The sequence below is a fragment of the Pseudomonas sp. 3A(2025) genome (assembly GCF_054589175.1).
This window is the reverse complement of sequence record NZ_BAAILM010000025.1, coordinates 116666-139262: the sequence shown is the minus strand read 5'-3', so window position 1 is coordinate 139262 and position 22597 is coordinate 116666. Positions and strand designations below refer to the sequence as shown.

The following is a 22597-nucleotide window of genomic DNA, read 5'->3' as shown; positions in this document are numbered from 1 at the left end:
ATGGGGGATATTGCCTGCTCAACCCTCCCACCCCAACCCCAGCGATTTATGCAGCCCCGCAAAATCCTTCAGCAACTGCGCATCGCCGGCCACCCGGTTCTGCTGCGCCTCGAAGCGGGTCCTTTCGGCGTCTAGCCAGTCCAGGGTGCTGGCGGTGCCAGCGCGGTAGCGTTGGCGGGTGAGAAGGGCTGCGCGTTCGGCGCTGGCCTGGATGTCGCTGAGCATCACCACGTTTTCGCGTTGATGGCCGTAGCGTGCCAGGGCGCTGTCCGCATCGCGCAGGGCACCCAGCACCGTGCCACGGTATTGCGCCAGGGCCAGGTCACGGCCGCCTTCGGCTTCTTCGATGCCGGCTTTTACCCGGCCAAAATCCAAGGCGTTCCAGGTCAGGCGCGGCAAGGCCAGCCAGGTGGCGTTGCTCTTGCGCGCCAGATGGCCGGGGTCGCCGGCGCTGAAACCGAGGTCGCCCATGAGGCTGAGTCTGGGAAACCAGTCGGCGGTCTTCTCGCCGATCTGCGCGGTGGCCGAGGCCAGGTTGCGTTCGGCATTACGGATGTCCGGGCGCGCCTTGAGCAATTGCGCCGGGTTGGCGACCGGTACGTGTTCGGGAATCTGCGGCAAGGGTTGCGTGCTGCTTAGCCGGTTGTCCAGCTCGCCGGGCGGCAGGCCGCACAGCAGGGCGATCTGGTCGAGCGACTCGATGATCTGCGCTTGCAGCGGCAGGCGTTGTGCGCGGGTGGTTTCGCTCTGGGTGAAGACCTGTTCCAGTTGCAGTTCACTGGCCACGCCCTGGCTGCGGCGTTGGCGGGTCAGCTCAAGCACTTGCTGTTCGATATCGACCGAAGCATCGACCAGTGCCAGGCGTGCCTGACGGTCGCGCAGGTCGGCGTAGGCCTGCACCACCTCGGCCACCAGTTGCACCTGAGTATCGGCCAGTTGCGCGGCACTGGCTTCGCTACTGGCATCGGCGGCTTCGATGGCACGGCGGGTGCCGCCGAACAGGTCGACTTCCCAGCTGGCGTCGAAATCCACCAGGTACAGGCTCAGCGGGCCACGGCCGCCGCCACTGCTTTCTCCATCGCTTAGCTGTGACAGGTCGGGCGAGCGCATGCGCAGCATCGTGGCGTTGCTCGACACCTTGGGCCGGGCGGCGGCCTGCTGGCTGCTCAGGCCGGCGCGCGATTGGCGCAGGCGGGCGCGGGCCTGGGCGATGTCGGTGTTATTGGCCAAGGCTTCGCTGACCAGTTGGTCGAGCTGGCGATCATTCAGGCTCAACCACCATTGGGCTACGGCGGGGGTTACCGGCAGGTTGCGGCGGTCGTGGGCCAGGTGCTCGGCAAGGGGCGTGGCCGTCACCTCTGGCGCGCCTTGATAATCGGGGCCGACGGTGCAACCGCCGAGCAGGATCAAGGGCGCCGCGAGGATCAGCGTGGTCAACAAGGTGTTGCGCATCATTTTGCAGCCCCCAATGGCGAGCGGGTTTTAAGCAGCAGGGCCAGCGGCACGCAGGCCGCCAGCGCGAAGGCCAGCACCAGAAAACAGTCGCCGTAGGTCATCACCAGCGCTTGGCGGGCGATGGTGTCGGCCAGTTGTTGCAGGGCCTGGGTTTGCGCGTGGGCCACATCGCCGGTGCTGACGGCAAAGCTGGCGGCGCGCTCGGCCATCTGCTCCTGCACCAGCGTGCTGTTGGCGCTGACCGACTCGCGCAGGGCGGCGTCGTGCAGGTGGTCGCGGCGGTCGATCAATACCCCGATCAGCGCCAGGCCAATCGAGCCACCGAGGTTGCGCGCCATGTTGTAGAGGCCGGCCGCATCACCGGCTTGCTCGTTGCTGACCGCCGACATGGCGGCCTGGTTGAGTGGCATCATCGCCAGCATCTGGGCGAAACCGCGCAGGATCTGCGAGGCATAGAAGTCATGGCCGACACTGTCGGCGGTCAGCGCCACGTCCAGCAGGCAACTGGCGCTGAACATCAGCAGCCCGGCAATCACCATGATCCGCGCCGAATAGCGCGCCAACAATCTGGGCAAAAAAGGAATCAGCAAAAACGCCGGCACCCCGGACAGCAGCATGATGGAACCGGCCTGTTGCGCGTTGTAGCCGGAGACATTGCCGAGAAATTGCGGCAGCAGGTACGACACCCCATACAGGCCCGCGCCGACCACCGAGACAATCAGAATCACGCTGGCATAACGCGGGTTGCGCAGCAGGCTCAGGCGCACGATGGGCTGGCGGGCAGTGAGCTGGCTGAGCGTTACCAGCAGCAGGCCGATCAGTGTCAGGACGCTCAGCCACAGAATCATCGACGACTCGAACCAGCGTTCGCGCTGGCCTTCTTCCAATACCACGGTCAGCGAGCTGAGGCCCACCGACAGGCCGACGATGCCCAGCCAGTCAGCCTTGAAGAAACGCTCCAGATGCGCCTTTTCGGCTTGCAGGCCGACCCACAGCAAGGTCACCAGCGCCACGCTGACCGGCAGATTGAGAAAAAAACACCAGCGCCAACTGGCGTTTTCGGTCAGCCAGCCGCCGACCACCGGCCCCAGAATCGGCCCCAGCAGCACGGTCAGGCCGAACACGCTCATGCCGATCGGCAACTGGTGCGCGGGCAGGCGCGTGCGCACGATGGTCTGCGCCGTGGGAATCATCGCGCCGCCTGCCAGCCCCTGGCCGATGCGGCCGACGATCATCTGCGTCAGGCTGCCAGACAAGCCGCAATAGATCGAAAACAGGGTGAACAGCACCGCCATGCTCATCAGGAAACGGCGCAGGCCAAACACACGGGTCAGCCAGGCGGTCAGCGGAATCATGACGATTTCGGCCATCAGGTAGCCGGTACCGATCCAGGTGCCTTCGGTGCCGGTGGCGCCAATCTGGCCCTGAATCTGCGGCAGTGCCGAGTTGGTGATGGAAATGTCCAGGGTCGCCAGCAGTGCGCCAAGGGAGCCGGCAGCCACGGCGATCCAGTCGCTCAGCGAGGCGTTGGCCGGACGTGCGCTGTCAGCCATGCTGATCGTTTCCGGCGCTGCGGGTGTCGACGTCGACGGTCACCGACAGCCCCGGCATGACCACCGGGCGCAACTCTTCGGGCAAGTCGAGGACGATGCGCACCGGTACCCGCTGCACGATCTTGGTGAAGTTGCCGGTGGCATTGGACGGCGGCAGCAGCGCGAACTGTGCGCCGGTGCCAGGCGACAGGCTGTCGATATGACCGCTCAGTTCATGGCCGGGCAGGGCGTCGATGTGCACCTTGACCGATTGCCCGGCGCGCATCTGGCCGATCTGGGTTTCCTTGAAGTTGGCGACCAGATAAATCGCCTGCAACGGTACGATGGTCATCAGCCGTGTGCCGGGCTGGGCGAACTGGCCGACGCGCACGCTGCGCCCGGCCACACTGCCGGCAATCGGGCTGCGCAACAGCGTGTCGCCCAGGTCGATGTCGGACTGGCGGGCATTGGCCTTCGCTTCGGCCAATTGTGCGCGGGTCTGCTGCAACTGCGCCTTGAGGGTGCCGACCCGCACTTCACTGGCGCGCAATGCCGCCTTTTTTGCGGCCAGAGTGGCCGTGGCGCGGGCCTGTTCGTTGTTGAGGTCGGCCAGCCGTTCTTCGGTTTCCGCACCGGAGCGCGCCAGCGGTGCATAGCGTTTGACCTGGGCTTTGCTGTGGCTCAGGTCGGCCTCGGCACCGGCCACATCGGCACGGTTTTGTGCAATGGTCGCGTCCTGCTGCGCCAGTTCTGCCTCGGCGCGCAACACATCTGCCTCGCGTGCCGCCACGGTGGCAGCGGCTTTCTCGCTCGATACCCGGTAATTGTCAGTGTCGAGCCGCGCCAGTGGCTGGCCGGCTTCGACACGCTGGTTATCGGCCACCAGCACCTCGGCGACATAGCCGCCGATTTTCGGCGATACGGTCATACTGTCGGCCTGCAGGTAGGCGTCGTCGGTGCTTTCGATAAAGCGCCCTTGCAGGTACCAGTGCCCGCCCCATATCAATCCGCCGGCCAGCGCTGCCGCCAGCAGCCCCAGCAATACACGCTTGGGTTTACGCCGATTGGCGGCAGTGGCGGGCGTTGGTGCGGATGACTGATCGGCAGGACGATCGAGGGACATGAATGGTAGGCTCCGGATTTATTCCATGTGGAATAAAATGCGGGGCGAGCAAATTTATGTCAATTGATATAATTTCAAAATGTTTCCATTCAGGACGTGTTCATGGCTCGACACAAACCCACCGCCGAGGGCGGCTACCAGCGCGGTGAAGAGACCCGCGCCCGGCTGATCGACAGCGCCCTGAAACTGTTTGGCGAGCGCGGCTTCGAAGGCGCTTCCACCCGTGATATCGCCACCGATGCCGGCCTCAATGCGCCGGCATTGCAGTACTACTTCGATAACAAGGAAGGCCTTTATCGCGCCTGCGTAGAGCACATCATCGAGCGTGTCTGGGAACGACTGGAATCACCCTTGCGCGCCGCCGAAGTCATTCTGCTGGTTGATAACGTCACCGATGCGCAACTGATCGACGCCTATCTTGAGATCCTGGGGGCATTCATTGCCTTTATCCATGACAGCCCGCGTGCCAGTGAATGGCGCCTGTTCATGGCCCGCGTGCAGGCCGGGCTCGGGCCTGCGGACACGGTGGAGCTGATGAACGAGCGGCTGCACGGGCATATCCGCACGGTGACTTGCGCGATGATCGGCCGCTTGACCGGGGCCGCCGCGGACGACCCGCACACGCTGATCCGCGCCTTGGCGCTCAATAGCCAGGGCATGGTGTTTCGGGTGCTGAGGCATCAGGTCCTGCAAGCCATGGGCTGGGAGCGTATCGATAAGGTGCAGATGGAAATGGTGCGTGACGTATTGCTGGGGCAGACGCGGTTGACATTGCAGGCGCTGGTGGCGCAGAGAGATGCGCCATGACCGATTCAACCCTCGACAGGATGGATGCACGGATCGTTGCCGTGCTCAGAAAAGACGGTCGTATCAGCCATCAACAGCTCTCGACCCAGGTCGGGCTGTCGCCGTCGCAGTGCCTGCGACGGGTCAAGCGGCTGGAGGATGAAGGGATTATTCGTGGCTACACGGCGATCATCGACGAGAGCAAACTGGGCAACGATGTCAGCGCCTGGATTCTGGTAACGCTCGATAAAGCCGCGCGGCCCGGTGCCAGAGAGCGTGTCGCCGTGCTGTTGCAGAACCGGCCGTGGGTGAGGGTGGCGACCGGTGTCACGGGCGATGTGGATTTCATGATCCGCGTGGTGGCGCCCAGAATGGCCGACTTCACCCGGATTCTGGTCGACGAACTCAACGGTCATGCCGATATCAGCAGCACTCAGTCGTTTATTTGTCTGGATGATCTGGTACGGGGCTGATCGGCCAGCCCCGTAGCGTTTTTAACTTACAACGACTCCTCCAGCGCGCCGATCAGCTTTTGAACCTCTTCAGCCGAGGTGTAGTGCACGAACGACAGGCGCAGCACGCCTTCATCGGGATTGACGCCCAGAGCCTCCAGCAGACGCACCGCGTAGAAGTGGCTGGCGCCGGCAATGATGCCCTTGCCGGCCAGCCGTTCGGCGACCGTGCGCGGGCTGGCATTCAGGGTTTGCAACGAGACGGTCGGTGCCCGCTTTGTAGCGTCTGCCGGCCCCAGCAGGCGTACCCGTGAGTCGTTTGCGCAAAACTCCAGCAGCGCTGGCAACCGCTCAAGCTCGGCGTCCCTGAGCAGTTTGCGGACATTGCGCGGCTGCTCTGTGGCGGCGGCATCCGGAAAATGATGCGCATGTATGGCATCGAAATAAGCCGTCACGCCGCTGGCGGCCGCCACCTGTGCATGATCGGGGCCGGCCGGCACAAACCACTTCGCCAGGTGCGCCGAGTTGAAGTAGTGAGCCTGGTTGCCCAGAAAATCCATCAGCGGGCGGCGGATCACCATGGCGCCCAGATGCGGACCAAATGTCTTGTACAGCGAGAACAGGTAGATATCGGCGCCCAGTTCAGCGACGTCCGGCAGGCCGTGACCGGTGTAGGAAACACCGTCGACCACCGCGATGGCCCCGGCGGCATGCACGACCTCGCAGATTTCCCGGACCGGGTTGATTTCACCGAGAATGTTCGAACAATGGGTGAAGGCCACTACTTGGGTGCGTGGTGAGAGCAAGGCTTGCAGCGCGGCGATCTCCAGCGAACCGGTGCTGGCGTTGATCTGCCATTCCCGGATCACGATGCCGCGTTTGGCCAGGCGCCGCCACACGCCGTTATTGGCTTCGTGATCCTGGTTGGTGACGATGATTTCGTCGCCGGCTTGCAGGCGATTGGCAAACGCCTCGGCCAGCACATAGATATTCTGCGACGTCGACGGCCCCAGATGCACTTCTTCAGTCGCAACGCCGAGATAACGGGCGAGTTCGACGTGCGAATGATCCATCTCTTCGCCACCCCGGCGCGACGCCGGGTGCGCGCCGTAAGGCTGCATTTTGGTTTGCCGGTAGAAACGCCCGAGGCGTTCAATCACGTGCTCGCAGACGTACGAGCCACCGGCATTATCGAAAAAAGCCTGATCCTGCAAAGACGCTTCGGAGAAAGCCGGGAACTGGCGGCGGACAAAGGACAGATCGAGTACAGGCATGGTCGAAACTCCGGCGTTGGCGCAAGGATTTGAGGTCTTTTATGCTAATCGCCATGCCGCGCAGGAATTCTGCGAAAACCGTTGGGGCGGCGGGTTTTGTGCAGGAATCTTGTATTTTTTCGGGTGAAAATGAATCAAATCATTCGCCTGGCCGAAACCGACCCCTCAATCCTTGACCCGCACCATCACGTCACTGACCCGCTCGCCATCGATAAAAAACGTATAGCGCAATCGGTCGTCAGGCGTTGGCTGGAGAGTCACTGTGTTCTGCGACTTGTGGTACGGATGGCGGAATAACCATTCATTGTCGGAATAGGCAAAGCTCTTGAAGTGCAGTTCATCACCTTCCCAGCGGACGTTATTGAACAGGTGATGCCAGTTCTCGTCGCCGGCATTGAAGAGGTAATAGCCGCCTTGTGCATCCCGAACGATCTCAAGCAGCATCTGGTTTTCTGCACTCGCCCATTTGCCGACATAGTGGTCCATGCCCGTGTGCGCAGGGATGCTCGGGTCGGCTACGAAGTCGCCGGGTGTGTAAGGCGTGCGCCGGGCCAGCTCGGTAGTCAGGCCAGGGTAGAGCGCGCATAACGGTGCAACCGCGTCGACCCGGGTGTAATCGTATGTCAGCCGGCGGCCGGCCACGTCGCGGCCCAGCTGCATGTGTGAGGGTGTAAGTGCCAGGACCTTGAAGTCGAAGGTGTTCAGCGGCGACGAGAGATGAATCGACTGGCCATCCTCGGCCACCGTGTAGCTGGAAACATCCGCTGGCTGCGGGCGCGGGTCGATGCAATTGAAGGGCTGCAACAGTAACGTGCCGTCAGTGCGGTAGTGAGCGACCGTGGCAGTGCCGTCGTGCAACGGTTGCAGGGCCCAGATGCCGACGATTGCAGGCTCGCTGTGTTGTCGGGCGCAGCCGCTCAGCAGGATGGCGGTCAATACGAGCAGAGGCCTGCCCGACACGCTGTTCATCCATGATCGCACGGTCAATCTCCGCTACTGCGAGCCAGCTCCGGCCCTATCGTAAGCAGTATAGCTATCGTATTGCTACCTCACCCCGATCTCATCCAGCAGCCATTTCTTGAACACCTCCGAAGCCTCGTGTCGGGTGCGGCGCTTGGGGTAGACCAGATAATGGCCGATGTACTGAATCTCGTGGGTCACGCTGCGCAAGGGCGCCACCAATGCGCCGCTTTTCAACTCGCCTTCGGCCAGCAAGGTGGATTCCAGCACCACACCCATGCCGTTTACGGCGGCGGCGATGGCCATGGCGCTGCGGTCGAAGCGCAACCCATAGTGGTGCGGGGCGAACAGGTGGTTGGCTTCGAACCAGCCTTTCCATTGCAGCATCTGCACTTCGCACTGGATCAACGTGTGATGGTGCAGGTCTTGCGGGCTGCGAATGGTCGCGGCGATCTGCGGGCTGCACAGCGGCGTGAGGTGTTCAACCGCGAGCGGGACCTTCTCGTTGAGGCTGCCCTTGGGCTCGCCGTAGACGATGTCGAGGTCGAAATCATCGTTGTCGAAGCGCGCGTATTCGGTGCTTGCCGAGAAGCGCAGGTCGATGTTCGGGTGCGCCGCCACGAAGCGCGCCAGGCGCGGCATCAGCCATTGCGTGGCGAAGCTGGGCGCGGTGTGCAGACGCAGCGGTGGAGGCTCGTCGGCGTTGATCAGAGCAAAGCCACGCTGCATTTCGTCCAGCCCGCGCTGCACATGCTCCAGCAGCAGGCGGCCGCGCACGGTGAGGTTCACCTCGCGGGTGGTGCGCTCGAACAGCACCAGATCGATCGCTTCTTCAAGCTTGCGAATCGAATGGCTGACGGCGCTCGACGACAGGCCCAGCTCTTGCGCGGCCACGGCAAACGAGCCGCTGCGTCCGGCCGCTTCAAAGACCCGCAGCGATGACAACGGGACCTTTCTCAGGCGCGCTATTGCTGAATTTTTCTCATCCATTGCTGTAAAAATGCCCTTTGTAAGCGCTGAATCTCCAGTGATAGCGTGGCTTCACGTTTCGCGCTGATCGTTTGGATGAATATTTAACATCAGTTCAGCACGGGGCCATTTCTATCGCAAGCAGGAAACCATAATGACAATAATTCCTACACGTGCCGCAGCGGCACCCGAGCCGCTCGCGCGCCTGGCGCATCACGCCTGGCGCATTCGTCGCTTCGCCCTGCGCATGGGCGAAGTCCAGGGCCAGGGCTATGTCGGTCAGGCGCTGGGCTGGGCCGATGTGCTGGCCGTCGCCTATTGCCACGCCATGAACATTGATCCCGACAACCCGAGCTGGGAAGGCCGCGACCGCTTTCTGCTGTCGCACGGTCACTACGCGATTGCGCTGTATGCGGCCTTGCTGGAAGCCGGCGTGATTGCCGAAGACGAACTCGACAGCTACGGCGCCGACGACAGCCGGCTGCCGATGTCGGGCATGGCCACTTACACGCCGGGCATGGAAATGTCCGGCGGTTCGCTGGGCCAGGGCCTGGCGATTGGCGTCGGCATGGCGCTGGGCCTGCGCATGAAAGGCAACCCGGCCTGGGTGTTCAATTCCATGTCCGATGGCGAGCTGGACGAAGGCGCGACCTGGGAAGCGGCGATGTCGGCGGCGCACCACAAGCTGGGCAACCTGATCGCGCTGGTCGACCTGAACAAGCAACAGGCCGACGGCAACTCCCACGAAATCCTCGAATTCGAGCCGCTGGTCGATAAGTGGCAAGCGTTTGGCTGGCATGTGCAGCGCATCGACGGCAACGACTTGCCGGCGGTGCTGGCAGCGTTCGACACCGCGATGGCGGTGACCGAAGCCAAACCGCGGGTGATTCTGTTCGACACCTTGATGGGCAAGGGCGTGGACTTTCTTGAGGCGCGTGAGAAAAACCATTTCATCCGTGTCGAGCCGAACGAATGGCAGGCCGCGCTTGCCGTGCTGGATGCCCACTACGACAAGGGAGTGCACTGAAATGGGTAACGAAACCCTGGCAAAACCACGGCTGACCACCTCGGCGATGATTGCCTCTATTGCCAGCGAAGGCCAGCGTACCGAGACCGCGCCGTTTGGCCATGCGCTGGTGGTGGCCGCCCAGCGCGATTCGCGGATTGTCGGCATGAGCGCCGATTTGTCCAAGTACACCGACCTGCACATCTTTGGCCGTGAGTTCCCCGAGCGGCATGTGCAAATGGGCATGGCCGAGCAATTGCTGATGGCCGCGGCCGGCGGGCTGGCCAAGGAAGGCCTGGTGCCGTTCGCGACCACCTACGCGGTGTTCGCCACCCGGCGCGCCTATGACTTCATTCATCAGGTGATCGCCGAAGAAAACCTCAACGTCAAGATTTGCGCGGCGTTGCCTGGCCTGACCACCGGCTATGGCCCCAGCCACCAGGCCACCGACGATCTGGCGCTGATGCGCGCGATTCCGGGGATGACCGTGATCGACCCGTGCGATGCGCTGGACACCGCTCAGGCGGTGCAGGCCATTGCCGACTACAACGGCCCGGTGTACATGCGCCTGTTGCGCGGCAAGGTGCCGATGGTGCTCGACGAGTACGACTATAAATTTGAACTCGGCAAAGCCAGATTGCTGCGCGACGGCAAGGATGTGCTGATCATCGCCAGCGGCATCATGACCATGCGCGCCCTGGAAGTGGCGCAACTGCTGGGCGATGGCAGTGCCGATGTCGCGGTGCTGCATGTGCCGACCATCAAGCCGCTGGACGAGGCGACAATCATCGAGCAATGCCGGCGCAGCGGCCGGCTGGTGATCGTCGCGGAAAACCACAGCACCGTGGGCGGGCTGGGTGAAAGCGTCGCGCTGGCCTTGCTCAAGGCCCGCGTCGCACCGGAGTTTCGCCAGATTGCCTTGCCCGATGCCTTTCTCGATGCCGGTGCGCTGCCGACGTTGCACGATCGCTACGGTATTTCCACGGCCGTGATGGCCGCCAACATTCGCCAATGGCTCGGCTGAGGACATCCCTATGAACGTTGCATTTATCGGCCTGGGCGCGATCGGCTTGCCCATGGCCTTGCAGATCAGCAAGGCCGGCCATCAGGTGATCGGCATCGAGTTGAGCGACGCCGGCCGCGCCCGTGCCCAGGCTCAAGGCATCGAGGCCAGCGCCGACTGGCGTGCGGCGCAGGACGCCAGCGTGGTGGTGGTCATGGTTGCCACGCCAGCGCAGCTTGAGGCGCTGGTCACGCAATTCAGTGACGTTCGCCACGGCCAGAGCTGGGTGATCATGAGCACCGTGGGCCCGGCGGCGGTGCGCGAGCAAGGTGCGCGGCTGACAGCCAAGGGGGTGACCGTGATCGATGCGCCCGTCACCGGCGGCGTGGCGCGCGCGCAGACCGGCAGCCTGCTGATCTTCGCCTCCGGTGCTCAGGCGCATATCGAGGCGGTATTGCCGGTGCTCGGTGCCATGGGCGAGGTCAAGGTCACGGGCCGCGACATCGGTGATGGTCAGGCGATCAAGGTGGTCAACCAGCACCTGTGCTCGGTGCATCTGGTCGCGGCGGCCGAGGCCTTGAACCTGGCGAAATCACTGGGCCTGGACCCTGCACAGGTGCTGGCGCTGGTCGAACGCGGCGCTGGCGGCTCGTGGATGCTCTCCGACCGCGGGCCGCGCATGTTGCAAGGCACCGACACGCAGGTCACCAGCATGGTCGACATCTTCGTCAAGGACAGCGGCCTGGTGGCTGAAGCGGCACGCGCCTGCAAGGCAGCGGTGCCGTTGCTGGACATCGCGCACCAGCGTTTTTCCAGTGCGTCGCAGGCCGGTCTGGGCGCGCGGGACGACAGCCGGGTGATCGAGACCTGGTGATACAGAGCCGGTAATAAAGCACAGGCAACAGGGCAGGCTTCGGTCTGCCTACCCATACAAAAACAATAAAGGCAGGGTTTGTGATGAATCATTCAAGTACGGCGGCGGCCAAGCCGCACGACAAAGCCTCGAAAGTGTCCTTCGCCTCGATGATCGGGTCGGCGGTGGAAAGCTACGACTTCTTTATCTACGGCACGGCGGCGGCCGGCTGGTTCGGTTCGGTGTTCTTTCACACCACCGAACCCATCGTCGGCATCCTCGCTGCGTTCGCGACCATGGCGGTGGGCTTCTTCATGCGCCCGCTGGGCGGCTATCTGGCCGGCCATTATGGCGACCGTATCGGGCGCAAAGCGGTGCTGCTCTGGTCGTTGCTGCTCATGGGCGGCGCCACGGTGCTGATCGGTGCGCTACCGACGTACGAGCAGGCCGGGCTGATCGCGCCGGTGTTGCTGATCTTGCTGCGCATGATCCAGGGCATCGGCTTTGGTGCGGAGTGGGGCGGCGCGGTGTTGATGGCGTGCGAACACGCGCCGCCGCACCGGCGTGGCTTCTTCGGTGCGGTGCCACAGATCGGCATTCCGCTGGGGCTGTTGATGGCCAACGGCGCGTTCCTGCTGTCGGCGGCGTTTCTTGAGGGCGACTGGGTGTGGCGTGCGCCGTTCCTGGCCTCGGTGGTGATGGTCGGCGTTGGCATGTGGATTCGCATGGGCGTCAGCGAATCGCCCGAGTTCGAGAAGATGAAGGCCGAGAACACCCTGATCAAACAACCGGCCCTGACGGTGATTCGCAACGACTGGCGCAAGATCCTGCAAATCGTCGGCTTGCGCCTGGCCGAGACCGGCGGCTATTACCTGGCGACCAGCTTCATGTTGTCCTACGTGCTGTTGGCCGGTGTCGCGACCAAGGAAAACGTGCTGTGGGGTACCATGATCGGCTCGGCGCTGGGGCTGGGCAGCCACCTGTACTTTGGTGCGCTGAGCGACCGTATCGGGCGCAAGAAAGTCTTCCTGATCGGCTCGCTGTTCACCATCGCCTTCGGCATTCCGCTGTTTCTGCTGATCAATACCGGCGTGGTGGCGCTGATCGTGGTGGCCGTGGCCATGTCGCTGCTGCTCAGCCATGACCCGATCTTCGCTGTGGAAGCCAGCTGGTTCACCGAGCAATTCCCGCCCAACGTGCGCTCGTCCGGTATCTCGCTGGGCTACAACGGCGCCTCGCTGGTGGCCGGTGCCTTGCCATTCGTGGCCACCGGGCTGTTCGCAGTGGTGGGCTGGATCGGGCCGGCGCTGCTGTTCAGCGCGTTGGGAGTGATCTCGACCCTGTGCGCCCTGCGCATGCCCGAGACCGCGCCGGCCGTGGTGGGTGAGGAGTGGCTGGACCGGAACGTCAGGAATATGGACAAAGGCATGGCAAAAGCGCTGAACTGATACTCTGCCTAGCCGATTTGCACCCGGCACAGCCTCTGAATGAAAAAATCAGGTGTGCAGGGTGCAATGGCCCTGGCAAGAGTTTGTGACTATATTCAATTATGGTCACTTGTTGTCCATTCAGAACACTGTCGGTAAGCTGCGCAACATGAGCAAAAAAATCCCCCCCGCCGTTTCTGCCCGTGGTCCGGCCGACCATGAGGTGCGCGATCAGATCGTTGCCGCTGCCACCGAGCACTTCAGTCTATACGGCTACGAGAAGACCACCGTTGCCGATCTCGCAAGGTCCATCGCCTTTTCCAAGGCCTATATCTACAAGTTCTTCGAGTCCAAGCAGGCCATCGGCGAGATGATCTGTGCCAATTGCCTTGCCCAGCTTGAAGCCGAGGTGCGGGCGGCGGTGCAGGAGGTCGACCAGCCGCCCGAGAAGCTGCGGCGCCTGTTCAAATCGATTGTCGAGTCCAGCGTGCGGCTGTTTTCCCAGGACCGCAAGCTGTACGAGATCGCCACGTCAGCGGCCACCGAAGGCTGGCCGGCGGCGCTCGCGTATGAGGGACGCATTCGTGAACTGCTCAAGGACATTCTGCTCGAAGGCCGGCAAAGCGCAGATTTCGAGCGCAAGACGCCGCTGGATGAAACGGTCAAGGCGATCTATCTGGTGATCCGCCCTTACGTCAATCCGCTGCTGTTGCAGCATGGCTTCGATTACGTCGATGAGGCGCCGGGTCAGTTGTCGAGCCTGGTGTTGCGTAGCCTGTCGCCCTGAAAATGCAGATTTGTGACTATTGACTAAATTGGTCACTAGACCCAAAGTGAGCGCCATGATCATTCTGGGTGGAAACTCTCATGCCTCGGCGTCGCCTCATTTCATGTGCCTTCCTTTGCACGCTGCCGTTATTGCTGGCCGCGTGCAGCGATAAAACCCCCACCGATCCACGCACTGAAGCGCCGCTGGTGCGGGTTGCCGTGGTTCAGGCAGCGACCTCGGTGCCACGTGCGTTTACCGGCACCGTGGCGGCACGGGTACAAAGCGATCTGGGCTTTCGCGTCGCCGGCAAGGTGCTGGAGCGTCGGGTAGATACCGGGCAAACGGTCAGGCGCGGTCAGGTGCTGATGCGCATCGACCCGGCCGACCTGCAGCTGGCCGCCCGGGCGCAGCGTGAAGCGGTCGCAGCCGCGCGTGCGCGAGCGGCTGTCACCGCTCAGGATGAAGCCCGCTACCACACTTTGCGTGCCAGCGGCGCGGTGTCGGCCTCCACCTACGATCAGGCCAGGGCGGCAGCCGACGCTGCCAAAGCCGACCTCAATGCCGCGCAGGCCCAGGCGCAAGTGGCGTTCAACGCCACCGGTTACGCCGAGTTACTGGCCGATGCCGACGGCACGGTCATGGAAACCCTGGCTGAACCAGGCCAGGTGCTGAGCGCAGGGCAAGTGGCGGTGCGCGTGGCCCATGCCGGGCCGCGCGAGGCCGTGGTCCAGTTGCCGGAAACCCTGCGACCGCCGGTAGGTTCCAGCGCGCAGGCGACCTTGTTCGGCAACTCAGGCATCAGGGTGCCGACCCGTCTGCGCCAATTGTCCGATGTCGCCGACCGCCAGACCCGCACCTTCGAGGCGCGTTATGTGCTGGAGGGTGAGCTGGCTAGCGCGCCACTGGGCACCACCATTACCGTGCAGATTACGGGGGCGGTTGCCGAGACGGGCTTGCAGGTGCCGATTGCCGCCCTGCATGACGCAGGTTCTGGTCCAGGTGTATGGGTGATCGAAGGCGAGCCTGCGAAAGTGCGCTGGCAGCCGGTGCGGGTTCAGCAACTGGACGATGAGTCAGTGCACATTAGCGGCACGCTCAAACCGGGCGAGCGTATCGTCGCGCTGGGCGCACACCTGCTGCACGAGGGCGAGGCTGTACGGTTGGCCGTGCAGACCGCCGTTGCAGGTGCGCAGCCATGAGTGAGAGCCGTTTCAACCTGTCGGCGCTGGCCGTGCGCGAGCGCTCGATCACGCTGTTTTTTGTCTGCCTGATCTCGCTGGCCGGGCTGATCGCGTTCTTCAAGCTGGGCCGCGCCGAAGACCCTTCATTTACCGTCAAGGTGATGACCATCGTCACCGCCTGGCCTGGGGCGACCGCACAAGAGATGCAGGATCAGGTCGCCGAAAAGATCGAAAAACGCCTGCAAGAGTTGCGCTGGTACGATCGCTCCGAGACCTACACCCGGCCAGGGCTGGCCTTCACCACCTTGACCCTGCTCGACAGCACGCCGCCGGCGCAGGTGCCGGAGGAGTTCTACCAGGCGCGCAAGAAGGTCGGTGACGAGGCGCAAACCCTGCCGGCGGGTGTCATCGGGCCGATGGTCAACGATGAATACGCCGATGTCACCTTTGCCTTGTTTGCCCTCAAGGCCAAGGGTGAAGCCCAGCGCCTGCTGGTACGCGATGCCGAGAAACTGCGCCAGCAACTGCTGCATGTGCCGGGGGTGAAGAAGGTCAATATCGTCGGCGAGCAGCCCGAGCGCATCTATGTCGAGTTCTCCCATGAGCGGCTGGCGACGCTGGGCATCGGCCCGCAAGAGGTGTTTGCCGCGCTCAATGACCAGAATGCCCTGACGGCGGCTGGATCGGTAGAAACCCGAGGGCCGCAGGTGTTCATTCGCCTGGACGGCGCCTTCGAGCAATTGCAGAAAATCCGCGACACGCCCATCGTCGCGCAGGGGCGTACGCTGAAACTGTCGGACGTCGCCACCGTCACGCGCGGCTATGAAGACCCGGCGACATTCATGATTCGTAACGGCGGTGAACCGGCCTTGCTGCTGGGCATCGTCATGCGTGATGGCTGGAACGGCCTGGACCTGGGCCGTGCGCTGGACGCCGAGGTCGGGACGATCAACGCCGGCTTGCCGCTGGGCATGAGCCTGAGCAAGGTCACCGATCAGTCGGTGAATATCAGTTCGGCGGTCGATGAGTTCATGGTCAAGTTCTTCGTCGCGCTGCTGGTGGTCATGCTGGTCTGCTTCGCCAGCATGGGCTGGCGGGTGGGCATCGTGGTGGCAGCGGCGGTGCCGTTGACCCTGGCGATCGTGTTTGTAGTGATGGCCGCGACCGGCAAGAATTTTGACCGCATCACCCTGGGCTCGCTGATCCTGGCGCTGGGCCTGCTGGTCGACGATGCAATTATTGCCATCGAGATGATGGTGGTGAAGATGGAGGAGGGCTACAGCCGTATCGCCGCCTCGGCGTATGCCTGGAGCCACACCGCCGCACCGATGCTGTCGGGCACCCTGGTCACTGCCGTGGGCTTCATGCCCAACGGTTTTGCGCGGTCTACGGCGGGTGAGTACACCAGCAATATGTTCTGGATCGTCGGCATTGCGCTGATCGCCTCGTGGCTGGTCGCGGTGCTGTTCACGCCTTACTTCGGCGTCAAACTGCTGCCTGAGGTCAAGCAGGTCGAAGGCGGCCATGAGGCGCTTTACAACACGCCGCGCTACAACCGTTTTCGTCGCCTGCTGGCGCAGGTGATTGCCCACAAATGGCTGGTCACGGGCGCCGTGGTGGGCCTGTTCGTCGCGGCCGTGCTGGGCATGGGCGTGGTCAAGAAGCAGTTCTTTCCAGTCTCCGACCGCCCTGAAGTGCTGGTCGAAGTGCAGATGCCTTACGGCACCTCGATCACCCAGACCAGCGCCGCCTCGGCCGAGATCGAAGCCTGGCTGGCCCAACAACCCGAGGCGCACATCGTCACGGCCTACATCGGCCAGGGCGCGCCACGGTTTTATATGGCGATGGGGCCGGAGCTGCCCGATCCGTCGTTCGCCAAGATCGTGGTACGTACCGACAACGAGCAACAGCGCGAAGTATTGAAGCACCGGCTGCGCGAGGCGATTGCCCAAGGCCTGGCCAGCGAGGCGCGGGTGCGCGTGACCCAATTGGTGTTCGGGCCCTATTCGCCATTCCCGGTGGCTTACCGGGTCACCGGTCCCGACCTGGATACGTTGCGTGAAATTGCCGCGAAGGTGCAGCACGTCATGCAAGCCAGCCCGATGATGCGCACCGTCAACAGCGACTGGGGCACGCGCGTGCCGACCCTGCATTTCAGCTTGCAGCAGGACCGCTTGCAGGCGGTCGGGCTCAGTTCCAGTGCGGTCGCGCAGCAATTGCAGTTTCTATTGAACGGGGTGCCCGTGACCGCCGTGCGCGAGGACATTCGTACCGTGCAGGTCGTCGCCCGTTCGGCCGGCGACCTGCGTCTCGATCCTGCCAGAATCATGGATTTCACCCTGGCCGGCGCCAATGGCCAGCGCATTCCGCTGGCGCAGATCGGCGAGGTCGAGGTGCGCATGGAAGAGCCGGTACTGCGCCGCCGCGACCGGGTGCCGACCCTTACCGTGCGCGGCGACATCGCCGATGGCCTGCAGCCGCCGGACGTGTCGACAGCCATCAGCCGCGAACTACAACCGATCATCGAGCAACTGCCCAGCGGCTATCGCATTGTGCAGGCTGGCTCCATCGAAGAGTCCGGCAAGGCCATGGAGGCGATGCTGCCGCTGTTCCCGATCATGCTGGCGCTGACCCTGATCATCCTGATTTTGCAGGTGCGTTCGATCTCGGCGATGGTCATGGTGTTTCTCACCAGTCCACTGGGGCTGATCGGCGTGGTGCCGACCCTGATCCTGTTCCAGCAGCCCTTCGGCATCAACGCGCTGGTCGGGCTGATCGCGCTGTCCGGGATTCTGATGCGCAACACGCTGATCCTGATCGGCCAGATCCACCATAACGAACAGGCGGGTCTGGATGCGTTCAGTGCCGTGGTAGAGGCCACCGTGCAGCGTGCGCGGCCGGTGATCCTGACCGCACTGGCGGCGATCCTGGCGTTCATTCCGCTGACCCATTCGGTATTCTGGGGCACGCTGGCCTATACGCTGATCGGCGGTACGCTGGCGGGGACGGTGCTGACACTGGTGTTCTTGCCGGCGATGTATTCGATCTGGTTCAGGATCAGGCGCTGAGTTTTTTCACTCAGCGTTACCGTTCGCCTGCTGCTTGGCCACTGGTCGGAGCCCCCCGTGTTTATTGAGGTAAGCACCCACAAGGTCGATGCCTGTGGTGCGCTGTCGACTACATTGATCAAGGTGATTTTCAGCAGTCTCCAGGCTTTCAGGAAAGAGGTGCCGCAATCAAAATCAGGAGGATTTTATGCGCAATCTTCCACTCGTCTGTCTGGCCTGCCTGCTGTTATCTGCCTGCGGCGATACCGGGCAAGCCATCAAAGACATGAACGCCAGTATTGCCAGCGCCAGGCAGGATGCAGCCCGGCAAACAGCAGAGCGTTTAAAACTTCAGCCGGATCTGCTCGCGCAAGGCGATGTGCAGTTGTTTTTGTCCAGCCGGCTGATCGGCGATGCCGCCAGGCTGCTGGAGGGCTTCAAGATACCGGTGCCCGAGCGTGAAGACATAACCGTTGAGGTGACGTCTGTCTCGGTAGAGTTTTCGGCTGGGGTGGCGGGCATCAGGTTGGGACTGCAAGCTGCGAAGGGTGAGCTTCGGCTGGATCTTCTGGGCTTGGCCACGGTGATCCCACAACCGCTTGAGCCGGCGAAGCTGGAGATCACCACCTCAACGATTAGCCTGTTTGGCGTGGCCAGTATTTCCATCCCCGAATTTACCCTTCGCCAGCCAAAGCCCATGCGCCTGAAGGTGTTTGTGTCGCATCTGGCACCGAGTGCAAGCTGGGGCCCATTCAAGACCGATATCAAGGGCTTGGTGGCCGAGATTGCCCAGCTAAAGATCAATGAGGCGTTGAACAAAGCGCTGCCCGACATCCAGATACCGGTTTCAAACATCATCAGGATCGCGCAACCCGCACAAACCAGAGAGTTCCCCATCAAAGAGGGGGCTTACATCGCGACGTTGACAACGCCGCCAGTGTCCTGGGCCGGGACCTTCGACCTGCGTGATGTGCTGATTTTGCCAAGGGGCATGCACCTTATCGGCGATCTGGCCGTCCTGGGAGAGACCCCATGAAATCATCCGTGTCAGGCCTTATTGTGTTAGCGCTGCTGGCCGGTTGCGAGCGTCAGGCTGGCGCACCGGTCGTCGCGGTACCGCCTCTCCCGGCAGAACTTGAAAGCATCCTTGAACGCGCCAATGGGGATGCAGTATGGGACGGTGCCGATATCGGACTGGCGTTGCGTGGCTCGACGCTGGCGAACCTGGTCAGGTCCATCAATCAACTCCCGCCCGAAAGGCGGCGCGTTCTCGTCGAGCTTGTGCGCGAGGTTCGCAAGCTGGAAGACACACCGGATTACTACCTTGAGTTCTATGACCTTGCAGCCAACAAGGCCACTGGCATGATCGAAGAGGTGTATGCCGACTGGACTAACGAGGGCAGGTTGAACGTCGGGGCGCGCCTGGCGGTCAACGCCAACGTCAGGATTCATGGCCACGCCAAGTTGCCCAATGTCGGCGGGCATATTGGCTTGGGCTTGAACGCTGAAACCCTGATAACCGGTCAACTGGTGTTCAAGTCCAGCGAAGCCAGCCTTGTTTCGGCCGCTTTCAGGCTGGAGCCCTCCAGAATCGACTACGGCTTCAAGACGGCTATCGAGGATCAGAAAAAGGTTTGTCCGAGCGCCCATGTTCCCTGTCCCACATGGGGCGAGCCATTACGTTGGTGTTTGAAACAGGCCGATTGCGTGACGCTGTGGGACTACAAGATTCCAATCAATATCAGCGACTCGATTGCGATTGGCGGCTCGATGATTGACCTGCCCGTCGAGCTACAAATCCCAGGTGAATTTCTGGTGGATAGCAACGTTGGCAATGTCCCGTTCAAACGCTCCATTGCGCTGAACACCACGCCGGCCGTTTTCAATGCCGATGCACGTGGCATGTTTCTGAAAGTTGGAGTCAACATTCAGGGTAAGCCGCAATAAAAGACCCATAGCGGTAGGATGTTGTTTTTGATCCTGGGTCTACCACAGACAATGCCGCATATCACCCTTCTGAACGGCAGCTTAATCAGCGCCGATCAGCCCGATCTGATTGTGCCCTGGTGGAGCTTCACCAAGACCGTGTTGGCGGCCGCCGCCTTGACGCTGGTACGCGACGGCTTGCTCGGGCTTTAAGATCCGCTGCTCGAAGGCCCGTTCACGCTGCGTCAATTGCTCCAGCATCAGGCCGGCCTGGCGGACTACAGCGAGCTGGCCGACTATCATGCGGCAGTCCGCGAAGGCGCGCAGCCGTGGCCTGCCGACGAAATGCTGCAACGCCTGGACGCTTACCGGTTGCGCTATGCACCCGGAGCTGGCTGGCGCTATTCCAATGTGGGGTATCTGTGGGTGGGCAGGGTGATCGAACGGCTCGCCGGCTGTGCGCTCGAGCAGGCATTGGCGCAGCGGATTTTTCTGCCTTTGGGCGTGTCTCAGGTACGGCTGGCAACGACCCAGGCGGATTTGCACGATGTCAGTTTCGGCGCGGCCAGCACTTATCATCCCTGCTGGGTCTATCACGGTTTGCTGGTTGGCCCGTTGAGCACGCCGGTGCTGCGGCGACCTGCGCCGTGTTCAGCGAGACGGACGATGAAGGCAAGGTTGAAACGCAGGTGTCGACGCGGCTTTTGGTGGCGGTCGGCCATGAAGCTTGAAGCGCCAACAATGGAGGAAGTGACAGTCGATGGACATTCAGTTTTGCGGCAACCTGACGCGGGATAACCCGGCCGAGGGCATCTGTGACGCGTATCGCCTGAGCGATATCGTCCACATCGATGAGCTGATCGCGGCGCATCGAAAGCTGACTGACGAGCATCCAGGTTGCAGGCTGCTGCTCTCGCTCGATGATGTGCATCAGGCCCGTTACACCTCCGGGCATGCGCGCAACAATCTGGGGCTGGACGATGTGACGCCGCTCGATATCGCCGGGTTGCCGGCCGAGTGCTTCGAAAACGGTGAGTACATCGGCTACATGACCACCAAGGCGGAGTTTCCGATCTGCGTGCGCAACTTCACCGCGCTGGTGGCCACGGTGTCATTTCAGGATGCCTGTGATTTTGGTCTGACCCTTGATGAGGCAGGGCTGCAAGCGTGGATTCGCTACCAGCAAGATCCTGTTTCATTGCTTGAGCAGCCGCTTTCGGCCATCGTCGTGCCGGTTGAAAATGCAGCGTTAGCGCTGGCGGCTTTTCCAAATGGCTATTTCGAGCCCGATCTGGGTCCTGAGCAAAACCATGCTGTGGCGCAGCATTTTGCGCTCAGGCATGGCTATGAGTTGATCGGCGTCGGCGCGTCTTATCTTGGCTTTTTGCGGGCAGAGCCTGCCGACGCATCGGTCGCCCAGGCACTGGCAGATGATCTGTGCGCGCTGTACAACACCACCGATGAGCAACGTGCCTTGCGCGCGGCAACGTTCGCCAGGGCCATCGAAGGTCGTCGTTATCTGTGGCTGCGCTACGTGGAATAAGCTACGTGGAATAATCGGCCATTGTTTTTTCAGGAGCCCGCTTATGGCGACCTCACTCATACGACCCGATCCCGCGCCACTGCTGGCGCCGGGCGAAACCGTGGTGCTGTTCGATGGCGTGTGCAAGTTGTGCAACGGCTGGGCGCGCTTTCTGATTCGCTTCGATCATCGGCGGCGTGTACGACTGGCCACGGTGCAGTCGCCCGAAGGCCAGGCACTGCTGGCCTGGGCCGGTTTGCCAGTGGACCATTTCGACACCATGGCGGTGATCCGCGACCGGCACTATTGGGTGCGTTCGGATGCGTTTTTCGAGGTGGTCCGGCAGCTACCCGCCGCCTGGCCGTTGTTGGGCCTGCTGCGGGTACTTCCACGACCTGTACGTGACTGGTGCTATGACCGGGTGGCGCTTAATCGTTACCGGATTTTCGGCCGGTACGACCAGTGTTTGCTACCCACGCCGGACCATGAAAAACGCTTTCTGAAAGCCATCAATCGTGATGCTCGGCGCCCACAAACGTCAGTGAGGTAAACAGACCGCGCTTGGTGTAATCGGCGTTGTCCTTGACCGGGACGCTGGTCTGGGCGGCGATGACGTTGAGGCCTTCGTTGCGCACCACCACAGTGGCAAGACCGTTGGTGTCGGTTTCGGCGCTGACCTCATCGGGCGCGCTGCGGTAGTCGCCCAGCAGTTTGATACCGGCTGCCGGTTTGCCATCGAGCAGTACCAGAACAGGCAGCGGCTTGCCGACGCCGACTTCCAGCGGATCGGCCTGGGGCACAATCACCAGTTTCAGGCTGTCCAGCGCGGGCAGTTTTACCCCGTGTTCGTAGATGGCCAGGCTGTATTTGCGCGTCTGGATCGACTCGCCGCCACCGGTCACCTTGCTACGGGCTTCGTTGATCCATTTGTTTTCCGGGTTGCGGGTCCAGATGCCCAGGTCCAGTTCGGCGGCCACGGCGGCGGCCGGGCTGGCGGGTTTCAGGCGCGCGTGGTCGGCCAGGCGTTCGATGCTCACCTGTACCGGCTTGCCGGCCTGATCCCAGGCCCAGCCGCCGGTGACTTTTTCCGGCTTGTAGGCGGTGTCTTCGGCGCCTTCGCCGAACACCACTTCAATATTGCCGCGACGCTGTTCGGTCCACAGGCCGTGGGCGCTGGCCTGGTTGGCGAACAGGGCGGTGGCAAGCAGGCTCAGGGCCAGGAAGGAAGGGTTGATGCGCATGGTGATCCTTGTTGTCGATCAAAGGGGGAGGGGTGCTACTGATAATTAGTCGCATTTATCCCGATGAACGG

Annotated in this window: 20 protein-coding genes and 1 pseudogene; 14 read left to right on the top strand and 7 right to left on the bottom strand. The window is 62.4% G+C overall.

All coding sequences use genetic code 11. The annotated features are described in order from the left end of the window. Positions 1–18: 18 nt before the first annotated feature. Genes ACYP2A_RS09935 through ACYP2A_RS09925 form a run of 3 tightly spaced genes read right to left on the bottom strand, consistent with a single transcriptional unit; the run spans position 19 to position 4110 of the window. Positions 19–1455, bottom strand: coding sequence for an efflux transporter outer membrane subunit (locus ACYP2A_RS09935; protein WP_459744792.1), 1437 nt, complete (start codon positions 1453–1455; stop codon positions 19–21). Further along, positions 1452–3008 (bottom strand): DHA2 family efflux MFS transporter permease subunit, encoded by a 1557-nt coding sequence (locus ACYP2A_RS09930; RefSeq protein WP_459744790.1) that lies wholly within the window; start codon positions 3006–3008, stop codon positions 1452–1454. Before ACYP2A_RS09930 ends, ACYP2A_RS09935 begins: the two co-directional genes overlap by 4 nt. Then, complete coding sequence (locus ACYP2A_RS09925) at positions 3001–4110, bottom strand: HlyD family secretion protein (protein ID WP_459744788.1); 1110 nt, start codon at positions 4108–4110, stop codon at positions 3001–3003. The genes ACYP2A_RS09930 and ACYP2A_RS09925 overlap by 8 nt, the downstream gene beginning before the upstream one ends. Before the next feature lie 102 nt (positions 4111–4212). Here ACYP2A_RS09925 and ACYP2A_RS09920 point away from each other — a divergent pair, with 102 nt between their 5' ends. Further along, the gene (locus ACYP2A_RS09920; protein ID WP_459744786.1) at positions 4213–4917 is read left to right on the top strand and encodes a CerR family C-terminal domain-containing protein; all 705 of its coding nucleotides are present in this window, start codon (positions 4213–4215) and stop codon (positions 4915–4917) included. Beyond that, a complete protein-coding gene (locus tag ACYP2A_RS09915) occupies positions 4914–5369 on the top strand; it encodes an Lrp/AsnC family transcriptional regulator (RefSeq protein WP_459744785.1) in 456 nt (151 codons plus the stop codon). Before ACYP2A_RS09920 ends, ACYP2A_RS09915 begins: the two co-directional genes overlap by 4 nt. Before the next feature lie 26 nt (positions 5370–5395). On the opposite strand, the gene ACYP2A_RS09910 is transcribed toward ACYP2A_RS09915, so the two are convergent. The 3 genes from ACYP2A_RS09910 to ACYP2A_RS09900 all read right to left on the bottom strand — a co-directional run bounded on the left by ACYP2A_RS09910 (position 5396) and on the right by ACYP2A_RS09900 (position 8527). Then, complete coding sequence (locus ACYP2A_RS09910; RefSeq protein ID WP_459744784.1) at positions 5396–6622, bottom strand: aminotransferase class V-fold PLP-dependent enzyme; 1227 nt, start codon at positions 6620–6622, stop codon at positions 5396–5398. Positions 6623–6787: 165 nt separating this feature from the next. Further along, the gene (locus tag ACYP2A_RS09905; protein WP_459744783.1) at positions 6788–7582 is read right to left on the bottom strand and encodes a hypothetical protein; all 795 of its coding nucleotides are present in this window, start codon (positions 7580–7582) and stop codon (positions 6788–6790) included. A gap of 84 nt (positions 7583–7666) precedes the next feature. After that, positions 7667–8527 (bottom strand): LysR substrate-binding domain-containing protein, encoded by an 861-nt coding sequence (locus ACYP2A_RS09900; protein ID WP_459744782.1) that lies wholly within the window; start codon positions 8525–8527, stop codon positions 7667–7669. Positions 8528–8705: 178 nt separating this feature from the next. Between ACYP2A_RS09900 and ACYP2A_RS09895 the strand changes: the two genes are divergently transcribed. The 12 genes and pseudogenes from ACYP2A_RS09895 to ACYP2A_RS09840 all read left to right on the top strand — a co-directional run bounded on the left by ACYP2A_RS09895 (position 8706) and on the right by ACYP2A_RS09840 (position 21835). After that, the gene (locus tag ACYP2A_RS09895) at positions 8706–9578 is read left to right on the top strand and encodes a transketolase (RefSeq protein WP_459744780.1); all 873 of its coding nucleotides are present in this window, start codon (positions 8706–8708) and stop codon (positions 9576–9578) included. Position 9579: 1 nt separating this feature from the next. Next, entirely contained in the window at positions 9580–10581 is a 1002-nt protein-coding gene (locus ACYP2A_RS09890) for a transketolase family protein (RefSeq protein ID WP_459744779.1), read from the top strand. 10 nt (positions 10582–10591) lie between these two features. Next, positions 10592–11434: an NAD(P)-dependent oxidoreductase gene (locus ACYP2A_RS09885; protein WP_459744777.1), complete on the top strand. Its 843-nt coding sequence runs from the start codon at positions 10592–10594 to the stop codon at positions 11432–11434. Positions 11435–11517: 83 nt separating this feature from the next. After that, the gene (locus ACYP2A_RS09880) at positions 11518–12861 is read left to right on the top strand and encodes an MFS transporter (protein ID WP_459744776.1); all 1344 of its coding nucleotides are present in this window, start codon (positions 11518–11520) and stop codon (positions 12859–12861) included. Between the two features lie 148 nt (positions 12862–13009). Next, a complete protein-coding gene (locus ACYP2A_RS09875) occupies positions 13010–13627 on the top strand; it encodes a TetR/AcrR family transcriptional regulator (protein ID WP_459744774.1) in 618 nt (205 codons plus the stop codon). Positions 13628–13707: 80 nt separating this feature from the next. Then, positions 13708–14808 carry an efflux RND transporter periplasmic adaptor subunit gene (locus ACYP2A_RS09870; RefSeq protein WP_459744773.1) on the top strand — a complete coding sequence of 367 codons (1101 nt, stop codon included), beginning with the start codon at positions 13708–13710 and terminating at the stop codon, positions 14806–14808. Next, positions 14805–17858, top strand: coding sequence for an efflux RND transporter permease subunit (locus ACYP2A_RS09865; RefSeq protein WP_459744771.1), 3054 nt, complete (start codon positions 14805–14807; stop codon positions 17856–17858). Before ACYP2A_RS09870 ends, ACYP2A_RS09865 begins: the two co-directional genes overlap by 4 nt. Before the next feature lie 187 nt (positions 17859–18045). Beyond that, positions 18046–18873 (top strand): hypothetical protein, encoded by an 828-nt coding sequence (locus ACYP2A_RS09860; RefSeq protein ID WP_459744769.1) that lies wholly within the window; start codon positions 18046–18048, stop codon positions 18871–18873. After that, positions 18870–19784, top strand: a complete 915-nt coding sequence (locus ACYP2A_RS09855; RefSeq protein ID WP_459744767.1) for a hypothetical protein — start codon at positions 18870–18872, stop codon at positions 19782–19784. Before ACYP2A_RS09860 ends, ACYP2A_RS09855 begins: the two co-directional genes overlap by 4 nt. Positions 19785–19835: 51 nt before the next feature. Next, positions 19836–20396: pseudogene (locus ACYP2A_RS09850) on the top strand (serine hydrolase domain-containing protein); the annotation flags it as partial. 127 nt (positions 20397–20523) lie between these two features. Next, positions 20524–21306 (top strand): hypothetical protein, encoded by a 783-nt coding sequence (locus tag ACYP2A_RS09845; protein ID WP_459744766.1) that lies wholly within the window; start codon positions 20524–20526, stop codon positions 21304–21306. 43 nt (positions 21307–21349) lie between these two features. Next, positions 21350–21835 (top strand): thiol-disulfide oxidoreductase DCC family protein, encoded by a 486-nt coding sequence (locus ACYP2A_RS09840; protein ID WP_459744764.1) that lies wholly within the window; start codon positions 21350–21352, stop codon positions 21833–21835. Here the strand turns inward: ACYP2A_RS09840 and ACYP2A_RS09835 are convergent. Then, on the bottom strand, positions 21795–22526 hold the full coding sequence (locus ACYP2A_RS09835) for a DUF4198 domain-containing protein (RefSeq protein WP_459744762.1): 732 nt from the start codon (positions 22524–22526) through the stop codon (positions 21795–21797). The genes ACYP2A_RS09840 and ACYP2A_RS09835 overlap by 41 nt on opposite strands. Positions 22527–22597 lie beyond the last annotated feature (71 nt).